This window comes from Actinomadura montaniterrae (genome assembly GCF_008923365.1).
GTDB classification, from domain to species: domain Bacteria; phylum Actinomycetota; class Actinomycetes; order Streptosporangiales; family Streptosporangiaceae; genus Spirillospora; species Spirillospora montaniterrae.
This window is the reverse complement of sequence record NZ_WBMR01000037.1, coordinates 1-13,810: the sequence shown is the minus strand read 5'-3', so window position 1 is coordinate 13,810 and position 13,810 is coordinate 1. Positions and strand designations below refer to the sequence as shown.

Annotated in this window: 3 protein-coding genes; all 3 read right to left on the bottom strand. The window is 76.1% G+C overall.

All coding sequences use genetic code 11. From position 1 onward, the window contains the following. Nucleotides 1–3: 3 nt before the first annotated feature. The 3 genes from F9B16_RS15645 to F9B16_RS15635 are packed head-to-tail and all read right to left on the bottom strand — an operon-like array spanning nt 4 to nt 13,803. Complete coding sequence (locus F9B16_RS15645) at nt 4–3,093, bottom strand: type I polyketide synthase (protein WP_151540796.1); 3,090 nt, start codon at nt 3,091–3,093, stop codon at nt 4–6. Continuing rightward, the gene (locus F9B16_RS15640) at nt 3,090–8,243 is read right to left on the bottom strand and encodes a type I polyketide synthase (protein ID WP_151540795.1); all 5,154 of its coding nucleotides are present in this window, start codon (nt 8,241–8,243) and stop codon (nt 3,090–3,092) included. Before F9B16_RS15640 ends, F9B16_RS15645 begins: the two co-directional genes overlap by 4 nt. A 10-nt stretch (nt 8,244–8,253) precedes the next feature. After that, the gene (locus F9B16_RS15635) at nt 8,254–13,803 is read right to left on the bottom strand and encodes a type I polyketide synthase (protein ID WP_225991658.1); all 5,550 of its coding nucleotides are present in this window, start codon (nt 13,801–13,803) and stop codon (nt 8,254–8,256) included. Between the last annotated feature and the right edge of the window lie 7 nt (nt 13,804–13,810).

Here is a 13,810-nt window from a genome sequence, read left to right as displayed (position 1 = left end):
GGGTCAGTCCTCCGCGGTCTTGGCGGGTGCGGTCTCGGCGGGTGCGGTGGCGGCCAGTTCGGCCAGCAGGTGGTCGGCCAGCTCGGCCGGGGTGGCCCGATCGAAGATCAGCATCGGGGGGAGCTCCAGCCCGGTCGCGGCCGAGAGCCGGTTGCGCAGTTCCACGGCGGTCAGCGACACGTAGCCGACCTCGAAGAACACGTCGGTGGGCGCGAGCGTCTCGGCGGGCGGCCGTCCCAGCACCGCCGACGCCTCGGTCCGGACGAGGTCGAGCAGCGCGTTCCGGCGCCCTTCCTCGTCGAGCCCCTCGAACCCGTCGAGCAGCGACGGCGCTTCCTCCGGTTCCTCCGGAGGGGACGAGGCCGGGCGGGCGGGGGCGGCGGGCGCGGATTCCAGCCAGTAGTGGCGGTGCTGGAAGGCGTAGGTGGGGAGGTCGACACGGGGCCGCCCGGCGAGGAGCGGCGACCAGTCGACGCCGCCGCCGCGGACGCGCAGTGCCGCCGCCGAGAGCAGGAACGTCCGGAGCCCGCCCTCGCCCCGGCGCAGCGTGCCGGTGACCGCGGCGGCGGTCCGGCCGGCGGCGTCCTTGATCTCGGCCGCCAGCACCGGGTGCGCGCTGACCTCCACGAACGACCGGAATCCGTCGTCGAGGAGGGCGCGGGCGGCGGCGTCGAACCGCACGGTGCCGCGCAGGTTGCGGTACCAGTAGGCGGCGTCCAGACGCGTGGTGTCCAGCCATCTCCCCTCGACGGTGGAGAAGAAGGGGACCTGGGACGGCTTCGGGGCGAGGCCGTCCAGGAGGTCGTGAAGCTCGTCGCGGATCGCCTCGACGTGGGAAGTGTGCGAGGCGTAGTCGACGGGGATCCGGCGGACCCGCACGCCCTCGTCCTCCCAGGACTCGATCAGATCGGCCAGGGCGGCGGCGTCACCGGCGACGACGACCGACGCGGGCCCGTTGACGGCGGCGATCTCCAGGCCGGGCGCGAGCCGCGCGGCGACCCGGTCCTCGGGCAGGGCGACCGACGCCATGCCGCCGCGTCCGGCCAGGCCGCGGGCGATGGCCTGGCTGCGCAGCGCCACCACCCGCGCCGCGTCCTCCAGCGGCAACGCCCCGGCGACGTGCGCGGCGGCGATCTCGCCCTGCGAGTGCCCCACCACGGCGTCGGGCACCACACCGAACGACTCCCACAGGCGGGCGAGGGCCACGTTCACGGCGAACGACGCGGGCTGCACCACATCGACCCGCTCCAGCGAGCCGCGCAGTTCCTCGCTGAGCGACCAGTCCACGTACGGTTCCAAGGCCGCCTCGACGTCCGCCAGGGCGGCGGCGAACACGTCGGACTGGGCGGCGAGTTCGATTCCCATGCCCGCCCACTGCGTCCCCTGGCCCGGGAAAACCAGGACCGTGCGGCCCTCGACGTCCGCGACGCCGGTGACCGTGGCCGGTGCGGGCTCTCCGGCCGCGACCGCGCGCAGCCCGGCCAGTGCCTCGTCGCGTTCGGCCGCCACGACGACGGCGCGGTGGGCGAGGGCCGCCCGGCCGGACGCCAGCGAGGCGGCGACGTCGGCGGCGTTCAGCGCGGGACGTTCGCGGACGTGGGAGGCGACCCGCGCGGCCTGGGCGCGCAACGCGTCCGCCGTCGCCCCGGAGATCTCCCAGGGCCGGGGCGCCGGGCCCGCGTCCGGCGGCGGGGCCTCGTCGGTGCCCACCGGCGCCTCTTCGATGATCACGTGCGCGTTGGTGCCGCTGACGCCGAAGGACGACACCCCCGCGCGGCGGGGGCGTCCCGGGTCGGGCCAGTCCCGCGGCTCGGTGAGCAGCCGGACCGCGCCAGCGTCCCAGTCGACGTTCGCGGACGGCGCGTCCACGTGCAGCGTGGCGGGCAGCGTCCGGTGCCGCAGCGCCTCGATCACCTTGATGATCCCGGCGGCGCCCGCGGCGGCCTGCGCGTGCCCGATGTTGGACTTCAGCGACCCCAGCCAGAGCGGCCGGCCGGCCGGGCGGTCGCGGCCGTAGGCGGCGAGGAGGGCCTGCGCCTCGATCGGGTCGCCCAGCGGGGTGCCGGTCCCGTGGCCCTCGACGGCGTCGACGTCGCCGGGCGCCAGGCCCGCCGCGTCCAGCGCCGCGCGGATCACGCGCTGCTGGGACGGCCCGTTCGGAGCGGTGAGGCCGTTGGAGGCGCCGTCCTGGTTGACGGCGCTGCCGCGCACCAGCGCGAGCACCGGATGGCCGTTGCGGCGGGCGTCCGACAGCCGCTCCAGGAGGAGGACCGCGGCGCCCTCGGCCCAGCCCGTGCCGTCGGCGGCGTCGGCGAACGCCTTGCAGCGCCCGTCCGGCGCGAGGCCGCGCTGCCGGGAGAACTCGACGAAGGGCGACGGCCGCGCCATGACGGCGACGCCGCCGGCGAGCGCGAGCCGGCACTCGCCGTCGCGCAGCGCCCGCGCCGCCAGATGCACGGCCACCAGGGAGGACGAGCAGGCGGTGTCGACGGTGAGGGCGGGCCCCTCGAACCCGAACGTGTAGGAGACGCGCCCGGACACGACGCTGCCGGACGTCCCCGTCCCGAGGAGCCCTTCGAGGTCGTCCGGCACCTCGGCGAGCGCGGCGGCGTAGTCGTGGTACATGACGCCGGTGACGACGCCGACGCGCTCGCCGCGCAGCGCCGTGGGCGCAATGCCGGCGCGTTCGAGCGCCTCCCACGTGATCTCCAGCATGAGGCGCTGCTGCGGGTCCATGGCGAGCGCCTCGCGCGGCGAGATGCCGAACAGGGCGGCGTCGAAGGCCCCCGCGTCGTGCAGGAAGCCGCCCTGCCGCACGTAGCTGGTGCCGGGCCGGCCGGGGTCGTCGGTGAAGAGCGCGTCGAGGTCCCAGCCCCGGTCGCGGGGGAAGGGCGAGAGGCCCTCACGTCCCTCGGAGACGAGGTCCCACAGGTCCTCCGGCGAGGCGATCCCGCCGGGCAGGCGGCACGCGGCCGCGACGACGGCGACGGGGTCGGCGGCGGCGGTGCGTCTCAGCCGGTCGTTCTCCTCGCGGAGCCGCTCGTTGTCGACCAGCGCGGCGCGCAGTGCGCGGACGACCTTGTCGTCGGTCATCGGTTCCCTCCCAGAGCCCGTTCCACCAGGTCGTCCACGTCCATCGCGGCGATCGCCGCGGCGATGCCGCCGGTACCGTCCGGCTCGCCGGGCGGTTCCGGCGCGAGCTCCGCCAGCAGCCGCCGCGCCAGGTCCGCCGGGGTCGGGTGGTCGAAGACCAGCGTGGCGGGGAGCCGCACCCCCGCCGCCCTGGCGAGCCGGTTGCGCAGCTCGACCGCCGCGAGCGAGTCGAATCCGAGGTCCTTGAACGCCTGCGCCGCGCCGACGTCGTCCGGGGCGTCGTGTCCGAGCACGGCGGCCGCGTGCCGCCTGACCAGGTCGAGCGCGGTGCTCGTCCGCTCGGCGGCGGACAGCCCGGCGAGCCGTTCGGCGAACGAGGCGGCGGGCGGCCCGGCGGCCTGCGGCACGTCCCGGCCGGGCGCGCGGACGAGACCGCGGAGCACGGGCGGCAGGTCGCCGTCGGCGGCGAGCGAGCGGAGCGCGGCGGCGTCGAACCGCGCCGGGACGACGACGGCGTCCTCGGCCGCGAGGGCGGCGTCGAACAGGGCCAGCCCTTCGGCCGTGGAGAGCGCGCCGAGGCCGCCGCGCGACAGCCGGGCCAGCGCGCCGTCGCCGAGGTGGCCGGTCATGCCGCTGGCCTGCGACCACAACCCCCATGCGAGCGACACGGCGGGCAGGCCCTCGGCGCGGCGCATGCGGGCCAGCCCGTCCAGGAACCCGTTGGCCGCCGCGTAGTTGCCCTGCCCGGCGTTGCCGAGGACCCCGGCGCCGGAGGAGAACAGCACGAACGCCGCCAGGTCCAGGTCACGGGTCAGCTCATGCAGGTGCCAGGCGGCGTCCGCCTTCGGGCGGAACACCGCGGGGAGCCGTCCTGGGCCGAGGTCGTCCAGCAGGGCGTCGTCCAGGACGCCGGCGGCGTGGACGACGGCGGTCAGCGGATGGTCGGCCGGAATCGCCGCGAGCACCTCCGCCAGCGCCTCCCGGTCGGCGGCGTCGGCCGCCGTCACGGTCACCTCGGCTCCGGCCTCGCGCAGCTCCGCGTACAGCTCGGTCGCGCCGTCAGCGGCGAGGCCCCGCCGCCCGACCAGGACGAGCCGGCGGACGCCGTGCTCCCCCACCAGATGGCGCGCGACCAGGCCGCCGAGCGTCCCGGTGCCGCCGGTGACCAGGACCGTGCCGTCCGGATCGAGGGGCGCCCGGTTCGCCGCGCCGGAACCGGCGTGGGCGAGCCGGGGAGCGTGCGCGCGTCCGGCGTACAGGGCGACCTCGGGCTCGCCGGAGGCGACGAGCCACGGCAGCAGCTCGACGGCCTCCTCCCCCGACTCCGCCTCCACCAGCACGATCCGCCCCGGCTGCTCGCGCTGCACCGCGCGCACGAGGCCGCGGACGGCGGAGGCGGCGAGGTCGTAGGGCGCGTCGCCGGTGAGCACCGCGACCGGTCCGCCGTCGCGGGCGAGCCGGTCGCGCAGGAAGCCGATCGCCTCTGCGGTCAGCTCGCGGGCCGCGCCGGGGGTCCAGCCGCCGCGGTCGGTCAGGTCGAGGACGTCCTCGCCGGGGACGGGCGCGGCGGCCGGGCCGGGAAGGGCGACCGGCACCCGGTCGATCCGGTGGAGCAGGTCGTGCGCGGGGGCCAGCCGGCCGGGGTCCACGTCCCGGAGCCGCAGGGAGTCGATCGAGGCGACTGGCTTCCCGTCCCGGTCGACGAGGGTGATCGCGTACCCGGACGCATCGTTCTGATAGGTCGCGTGCACGCGCAGCGCGGTGGCGCCCGGCGCGTGCAGGCGGACGCCGGTCCAGGCGAACGGCAGCGGTATCCGCCCGTCCGCGGGCGTGGTCGCACCGAGCAGGCCGGTGGCCTGGAGCGCGGCGTCCAGCAGGGCCGGATGCAGGCCGAACTCCCCGGCCTCGGTCCCGCCGGGCAGCTCCACCTCCGCGAAGATCTCCTCCCCGCGCCGGTAGGCGGCCCGCAGCCCCTGGAAGGCGGGCCCGTACGCGTAGCCCTCGGCGGCCTTGCGCTCGTAGAAGTCCTCGACGGGGACGGGCTCGGCGTCCGCCACCGGCCACGGAAGCCGCTCCCCGGCGCGGAGCCCGTCGGACAGCCGGCCCGTGGCGTGCCTGGTCCAGCCGCCCTGGCCGCGCCGCGCGTGGATCGCCACGTCCTGATCGGTGACCACGACCCTGATCTGCACGTCGTCGTCGCCGGGGACGGTCAGCGGCGCCTCGATGACGAGCTCGTCCAGCGTCGTGCGGCCCGTCTCGGCGCCGGCCCGCAGCGCCAGCTCGACCAGCGCCGATCCGGGCAGCACGATCGTGCCCGCGACGGCGTGGTCGGCGAGCCATCCGTGGTCGCGGAGCGAGAGGCGGCCGGTGAGGACGGCGCCGTCGGGCAGCGGGACGGCGGCGCCGAGCAGCGGGTGCCGCGCGTCCTCGATCCCGGCGGCGGTCAGGTCGCCCCGGCCGCGCCCGCCTTCCAGCCAGTAGCGGCGGCGCTGGAAGGCGTAGGTGGGCAGGTCCGCGCGCCTGAACGGGCCGGGCCCGAACGCGCGGCTCCAGTCGACGGCGACCCCTGCGACGTGCGCCTCCCCGGCCGAACGCAGGAACCGGTCGAGGCCGCCGTCGTCGCGGCGCAGCGTCCCGACCGCCACGGACGGTTCCGTGACGATCTCCGCGATGCCCGGTACCAGGACGGGGTGGGCGCTGACCTCGACGAACGCCTGGAAACCGTCGTCGGCGAGGGTCTCGACGGCGTCGGCGAAGCGGACTTGGCGCCGCAGGTTGCGGTACCAGTAGCCGCCGTCGAGTTCGGTGGTGTCCAGCCAGCGTCCTTCGACCGTGGAGAAGAACGGGATGTTCGACGCTCGCGGAGCGATCCCGTCCAGCAGATCCGCCAGTTCGCCCTGGATCGCCTCCACGTGCGAGGTGTGCGAGGCGTAATCCACAGGGATCCGGCGCGTTCGCACGCCCTCGGTTTCCAGCGCCGCCTGGAGGGTGTCCAGGGCCTCCGGTTCCCCGGCGACGACGACCGAGGTGGGCGCGTTGACCGCGGCGATCTCCAGGCCGGGCGCCAGGCGGGCGGCGGCCTCGCCAACCGGGAGCGCCACCGACACCATGCCGCCGCGTCCGGCAAGGCCGCGCGCGATGGCCTGGCTCCGCAGCGCCACCACCCGCGCCGCGTCCTCCAACGACAACGCGCCGGCGACGTGCGCGGCGGCGATCTCACCCTGCGAATGCCCCACCACCGCGTCAGGACGGACACCGAACGACTCCCACAACCGGGCCAGGGCCACGTTCACCGCGAACGACGCCGGCTGCACCACGTCCACCCGCTCCAGCGGGCCGCGCAGCTCCTCGGCGAGCGACCAGTCCACGTACGGCTCCAACGCCGCCTCGACCTCCGCCAGGGCGGCGGCGAACACCGGGGACGACTCGGCCAGCGCCACGCCCATCGCCGTCCACTGCGCGCCTTGCCCGGGGAAGACGAAGACGGTCTTGCCGTCGACCTCCGCCGGGCCGGCGGACTCGACTTCGGCCAGGGCCGCGATCGCCTCGGCGCGGTCGGCAGCCACCACGACCGCCCGGTGCTCCAGCGTCACTCGCCCAGTGGCCAAGGCGTAACCGATCTCCGCCGGGGCGAGGTCGCCGTGCTCGCGCAGGAACGACGCGAGCCGCTCCGCCTGCGCGCGCAAACCCTCGGCCGTCCGGGACGAGAGGAGCCACGGGACCGCGCCGGGTGCCGCGCCGTCCCCCGCTTCCGGCCGGGGCTCTTCGGCGGCCTGTTCGATGATCACGTGGGCGTTGGTGCCGCTGACGCCGAACGACGACACCCCGGCCCGGCGCGGCCGGTCCACCTCGGGCCACGCGCGCGCCTCGGTCAGCACGCGGACGGCCCCGGTCTCCCAGTCGACCTGCGTGCTCGGCGCGTCCACGTGCAGCGACTCGGGCAGTAGGCCGTGGCGCAGCGCCTGCACCATCTTGATCACACCCGCGACGCCCGCCGCCGCCTGGGTGTGCCCGATGTTCGACTTCAACGACCCCAGCCACAACGGCCGGTCGGCGGGACGGTCCCGGCCGTAGGTCGCCAGCAGCGCCCGCGCCTCGATCGGATCCCCCAGCCGCGTCCCGGTCCCATGTCCTTCGACGGCATCGACATCGGCGGCGCTCAGACCCGCGTTGGCCAGCGCCTGCCCGATCACCCGCTCCTGCGAAGGCCCGTTCGGCGCGGTCAGGCCGTTGGACGCACCGTCCTGGTTCACCGCCGAACCACGCACCACCGCCAGCACCTCATGACCATTGCGGCGCGCATCCGACAACCGCTCTAGGACGAGCACGCCGACGCCTTCGGAGAGGCCCGTCCCGTCGGCGGTGTCGGCGTACGCCTTGCAGCGACCGTCCGGGGCCAGGCCGCGCTGCCGCGAGAAGTCGATGAACACTTCGGGGGTCGCCATCACCGCCACTCCCCCGGCCAGGGCGAGCGAGGACTCCCCCGACCGCAGCGACTGCGCCGCCAGATGCAACGCCACCAGCGACGACGAGCACGCGGTATCGACCGTCACCGCCGGCCCTTCCAGACCGAAGGTGTAGGACACGCGGCCGGAGGCGACGCTGCCGGAGTTGCCGATGCCGAAGTAGCCTTCGAGTCCCTCCGGGAGGGCGCCGAGGTTGTCCCGGTAGTCGTGGAACATCAGCCCGGTGAAGACCCCGGCGGGCGTGCCGCGCAAGGAGGTCGGGTCGATGCCCGCGCGCTCCAGGGCCTCCCACGACACCTCCAGCAGCAGCCGCTGCTGCGGGTCCATGGCGAGGGCCTCGCGCGGCGAGATCCCGAAGAGCGCGGCGTCGAACCCGCCGGGCTCGGCGAGGAAGCCGCCCTCCTTCGCGTAGGTCCGCCCGGCGCGGTCGGGGTCGGGGTCGTAGAGGTCGTCCGGGGCCCAGCCGCGGTCGCGGGGGAACGGGCCGATCACGTCGCGCCCTCCGGCGACCAGCCGCCACAGGTCCTCCGGCGAGGCGATCCCGCCCGGCAGGCGGCAGGCCATGCCCACGATCGCGATCGGCTCGGTGCGGCGCGCCTCGGCGTCGTGCAACCGCCGGCGGGTGCGCTGCAGGTCGGCGAGGGTCCGGCGCAGGTACTCGCGCAGCTTCTCGTCGTTCGCCATGTGCCTTTCCTCAGCCGTGTCCGAGTTCATGGTCGATGAGCGCGAAGAGCTGGTCGTCGGTCGCCGCCTCCAGGTCGGCGCCGGGCTCGGCGGGCCCGGCGAGGCGGGCGGTCAGCGCGTCGAGCCGCGCGACGATCCGGTCCCGGAGCGCGCCGTCCTCGGGCGGCTCGCCGAGCGCGCGTTCCAGCCGTTCCAGCTCCGCCAGCGCGGGCGGGACGGCCTCGCGCGGTGCGACGCCGAGTTCGGCGCGCAGGTGCTCGGCGAGCGCGGCGGGGGTGGGGTGGTCGAACACCGCGGTGGCCGCGAGCCGCACGCCGGTCGCCTCGGCGAGGCGGTTGCGCATCCGCACGGCCGTGAGCGAGTCGAATCCGGCGTCCTTGAACGCCTGGTCCGCGCGCAGGGTCTCGCCGGCGGGCAGGCCGAGCACGTCCTCGGCGGCGGCGCGGACGATCCCGACCAGCTCGCGCCGCTGGTCGGGCTCCGGCAGCCGGGCCAGCCGGTCGGCCAGGGTCTCGCGGGCCGGCTCCGCCGCGTCGTCGGTCGTGGTCGCGGTGGCGGTCCGGCGCGGAGCGATCCGCACCAGGCCGCGCAGCAGCGCCGGGAGCGTGCCCTCGCCGGCCCGGCCGCGCAGGGCCGCATGGTCGAGGCGAGTGGGGACGAGAACCGCCTCGCCGTCCACGCGCAGCGCCAGGTCCAGGAGCGAGAGCGCCTCGTCGGTCGGCAGCGCCAGTTGCAGGCCACGGGCCAGACGGTCGCGGCCCTCCTCCCCGAGGCGGCCGGTCAGCCCGCTGGCCTGCTCCCAGAGACCCCAGGCCAGGGAGAGGGCGGGCAGCCCCTCGGCGCGCCGGAGCCGGGCCAGCCCGTCCAGGAACCCGTTGGCCGCCGCGTAGTTGCCCTGCCCGGCGTTGCCGAAAATCCCCGCGCCCGAGGAGAACAGCACGAACGCGGCGAGGTCCAGGTCGCGGGTCAGCTCGTGCAGGTGCCAGGCGGCGTCCGCCTTCGGACGGAACACCGCCTCCACCTGCTCCGGGCTCAGCGACGCGAGCACCCCGTCGGCCAGCGCGCCCGCCGCGTGGACGACGGCGGTCAGCGGATGTTCGGCCGGTATCTCCGCGAGGACGCCCGCCAGCGAGTCCCGGTCGGAGACGTCGGCGGCGACGATGCGCACGTCGGCGCCCGCCGCGCGCAGGTCGTCCGCCAGTTCACCCGCGCCCGGGGCCGCCGGGCCCCGCCGTCCGGCCAGCACCAGGTGGCGGACGCCGTGGGAGGCCGCCAGATGGCGGGCGACCAGCCCGCCCAGCGTCCCCGTGCCGCCCGTGATCAGCACGGTGCCGTCCGGGTCGAACCGGACCGGCTCCCCGGTGGCGCGCGCACGGGCCAGGCGGGGCGCGTACAGGCCGCCCTCGCGGACCGCGAGTTCCGGCTCCCCCGAGGCGACCGCCGCGGGCAGCAGCGCCCGCGCGGCGCCCGGGTCGTCGGCCTCCACCAGCGTGATCGGGTCCGGGACTTCGAGCCGGGCCGTGCGGACCAGACCCGCCACGGCGGCGCCCGCCGGCCCTCCGGCGGTCAGGACGGCCTTCGGCGGGTCCTCGGCGATGCGCCGCATCGCCCGGACGACCAGGTCGCGAGCCGCCTCGGCGGGCGGCCCCGCCGGGACGCCGGTGAGGTCCAGGACGTCGCCGGCCGCGAGCGGCGCCGCGTCCGATGCCGCCTGGACCCGCGTCCACGTGATGCGGTGGAGCGCGTCGGAGTCCGCGCCGGCGGCGGGCAGGGACGCCGGCCGGAGCACCAGCGACCCGATCTCGGCGACGGGCCGGCCCGACCGGTCGGTGATCGCGAAGGTGACGGCGTCGTCGCCCGCCCGTGCGGCGCGCACGCGGAGCGCGGTGGCGCCGGTCGCGTGGAGCGCGACGTCGTTCCAGGCGAACGGGAGGAGCGCTCCGCCGCCGGCCGGACGCGGCACTGCACCGAGGTTGGCCGCTTGCAGGGCGGCGTCCAGCAGGGCCGGATGCAAGGCGTAGCCCTCCGCCTCGACCCTGTCGGGCAGTTCCACCTCCGCGAACACCTCGTCCTGGCGCGTCCAGGCGGCGCGCAGCCCGCGGAAGGCCGGACCGTACTCGTACCCGCGTTCGGCGAGACCGGCGTAGAAGGAGTCGACGGCGGCCGGTTCGGCACCTGCCGGCGGCCACTGCGAAGGCGCCGGCGCGGCGTCGGGGACGTCCGCCGAAACGCGGCCCGTGACGTGCCGCGTCCACGGGCCGTCCGGTTCGCGACGCGAGTGGACGCTCACGGGGCGCCGCCCGGACCCGTCCTCCTCCCCGACCGTGACCGAGACGCGGACGGTCCCGTGCTCAGGCAGTTCCAGCGGCGTCTCGATGACCAGTTCCTCGATGGTCGCCGTCCCGGTCTCGGCGGCGGCCTGGAACACCAGTTCGTTGAAGACCGCGCCCGGCAGCAGCACGCGTCCCGCCACCGTGTGATCGGCGAGCCAGGGACGGCTTCCCAGTGACAGCCGGCCTCCGGCGATTACGCCTCCGGTGTCGGGGTCAGGAGCGATGGTGTCCAGAAGGGGGTCGGCCTCCTCGATCCAGTAGCGGCGGCGCTGGAACGCGTACGTCGGCAGCGGCACCCGCCGTCCACCACGAGGCACATGGACCGGCGACCAGTCGACGGCCACGCCGCGGACCTGGAGTTCGGCGAGGGAGAGCAGGAAGCGCCGCAGGCCGCCATCGTCGCGGCGCAGCGTCCCGGCGGCCACCGACGTGCGCTCGTCCACGAGTTCCTGCACGCTCGGCACCAGGACGGGATGGGCGCTGACCTCGACGAACGTCCGGAACCCGTCCTCGGCCAGCGCTTGCACCGCATCGGCGAAGCGGACCTGGCGCCGCAGGTTGCGGTACCAGTAGCCCCCGTCCAACTCAGCAGTGTCCAGCCAGCGCCCTTCGACCGTGGAGAAGAACGGGACTTTCGATGCTCGCGGAGCGAGCCCGTCCAGCAGACCCGCCAGCTCGGCCTCGATCGCCTCCACGTGCGAGGTGTGCGAGGCGTAATCCACCGGGATCCGCCGCACCCGCACACCCTCGGCCTCAGCCCTAACCACCAGATCGTCCAGCGCACCCGGCTCACCCGCGACCACCACCGACCCCGGGCCGTTGACCGCCGCGACCTCCAACCCACCCGCCAACCACGACGAGACCGCCTCAGCCGGCACCGCCAACGACACCATCCCGCCACGCCCCGCCAGACCACGCGCAATCGCCTGGCTCCGCAACGCCACCACCCGCGCCGCATCCTCCAACGACAACGCACCCGCAACACACGCCGCCGCGATCTCACCCTGCGAATGCCCCACCACCGCGTCAGGACGGACACCGAACGACTCCCACAACCGGGCCAGGGCCACGTTCACCGCGAACGACACGGGCTGCACCACGTCCACCCGCTCCAGCGGGCCGGTGAGCGCCTCCTCGAACGACCAGTCCACGTGCGGCTCCAGGGCCGCTCCCACCTCCGCCAGCGCATCGGCGAAGACCGGCGACGCGCCGGCCAGCTCGTCCGCCATCCCGGCCCACTGCGCTCCCTGGCCGGGGAAGACGAAGACGGTCTTGCCGGTGACGTTCGCCGTCCCGGTGACGGCGGCCGGTGCGGGAGCGCCCTGGGCCAGCGCTTCGAGTGCTGCCGCGGCCTCCTCCCGGTCGGCCGCGACGACGACCGCGCGCTCGTCCAGCGCGGCGCGAGCGGTGGCCAGGGCGTGCCCGATCTCGGCAGCCGTGAGGTCCCCGCGGTCGGCGACGAACGAGGCGAGCCGCGCGGCCTGCGCCCGCAGCGCTCGCGCGCCGCGCGCGGAGACCGGCCACACCACGGCGGCGGGCTCCTCGTCCGGAGCGGAGGCGTCCGCGCCGACGCCGGGGGCCTCTTCGATGATCACGTGGGCGTTGGTGCCGCTCACGCCGAACGAGGACACGCCCGCCCGGCGGGGCCGATCGGCCGCGGGCCAGTCGCGCGTCTCGTCCAGCAGCCGCACGCCGCCCGCCGACCAGTCGACCTCCGACGTCGGCTCCTCCGCGTGGAGGGTCCGGGGCAGCGCGCCGTGGCGCAGTGCCTGCACCATCTTGATCACACCGGCCACGCCCGCCGCCGCCTGGGTGTGACCGATGTTCGACTTGACCGACCCCAGCCACAGCGGCCGGTCGTCGGGACGGTCCTGGCCGTAGGTCGCGAGCAGCGCCTGCGCCTCGATCGGGTCGCCCAGCCGTGTGCCCGTGCCGTGCGCCTCCACGGCGTCGACGTCGGCGCCCGTCAGGCCCGCGCCGGCGAGCGCCTGCCGGATCACCCGTTCCTGCGACGGCCCGTTCGGCGCGGTCAGGCCGTTGGACGCGCCGTCCTGGTTGATCGCCGACCCCCGCAGCACCGCCAGCACCTCGTGGCCGTTGCGGCGCGCGTCCGACACCCGCTCCAGCACCAGGACACCGATGCCCTCCGACATGCCGAAGCCGTCGGCGGATTCCGCGAACGCCTTGCAGCGCCCGTCGGCGGCCAGCCCTCGCTGACGGCTGAACCCGACGATGCCCTCCAGCGTGGACATGACCGACACGCCGCCCGCCAGCGCCAGCGAGGACTCCCCCGACCGCAGCGACTGCGCCGCCAGATGCAACGCAACCAGCGACGACGAGCACGCCGTGTCGACCGTCACCGCCGGGCCCTCGAAACCGAGGGTGTAGGACACGCGGCCGGTCAGCACGCTCGCCGCGTTCCCGGTGACGAGGTATCCCTCGTCCGCGCGGCCGCGCGCGCCGCCGGTCCCGTAGTCCTGGCCGTGCGTCCCGACGAAGACACCGGTGGGCGTTCCGCGCAGGGACGTCGGATCGATGCCCGCGCGTTCCAGGGCCTCCCACGACACCTCCAGCAGCAGCCGCTGCTGCGGGTCCATGGCCAGCGCCTCGCGGGGGTTGATGCCGAAGAATCCGGCGTCGAAGTCCGCCGCGCCGCGCAGGAAACCGCCGCCCCGCACGTAGGTTCCGCCGGGCGCGTCGGGGTCGGGGTCGTAGACGCCGTCGAGGTCCCAGCCGCGGTCCGCCGGGAAGCCGGTGATGGCGTCGCCGCCGGCGGTGACGAGGCGCCAGAGGTCGTCGGGCGAGTCCACGTCGCCGGGGAAGCGGCAGGCCATGGCGACGATGGCGATAGCGTCCTCGTCCGCGCCGGCCGTGGTGGGCCGCGGTGTCTCCGCCTGGGGCGCCGTCCCGGACAGTTCGGATCGCAGCCGCTCGGCGAGCCGGGCGGGCGTGGGGTGGTCGAACACCAGGGTCGCGGGCAGGCGGAGGCCGGTGGCCTCGGCCAGCCGGTTGCGCAGCTCGACCGCCGTGAGGGAGTCGAGACCGAGGTCCTTGAAGGCGCGTCCCGGCTCGACGGCGTCGGCCCCGCTGTGCCCGAGCACGGCGGCGGCCGTCGCGCGGACGACACCGAGGAGGTCGGCGGGCGCGGTCACGTCCGGGCCAGGGGGCGCGGGCGCCTCCGGCCGGCGGCGCCGGGCGGGGGCCAGGGCGCGCAGCAGCGGCGGCACCTCTCCG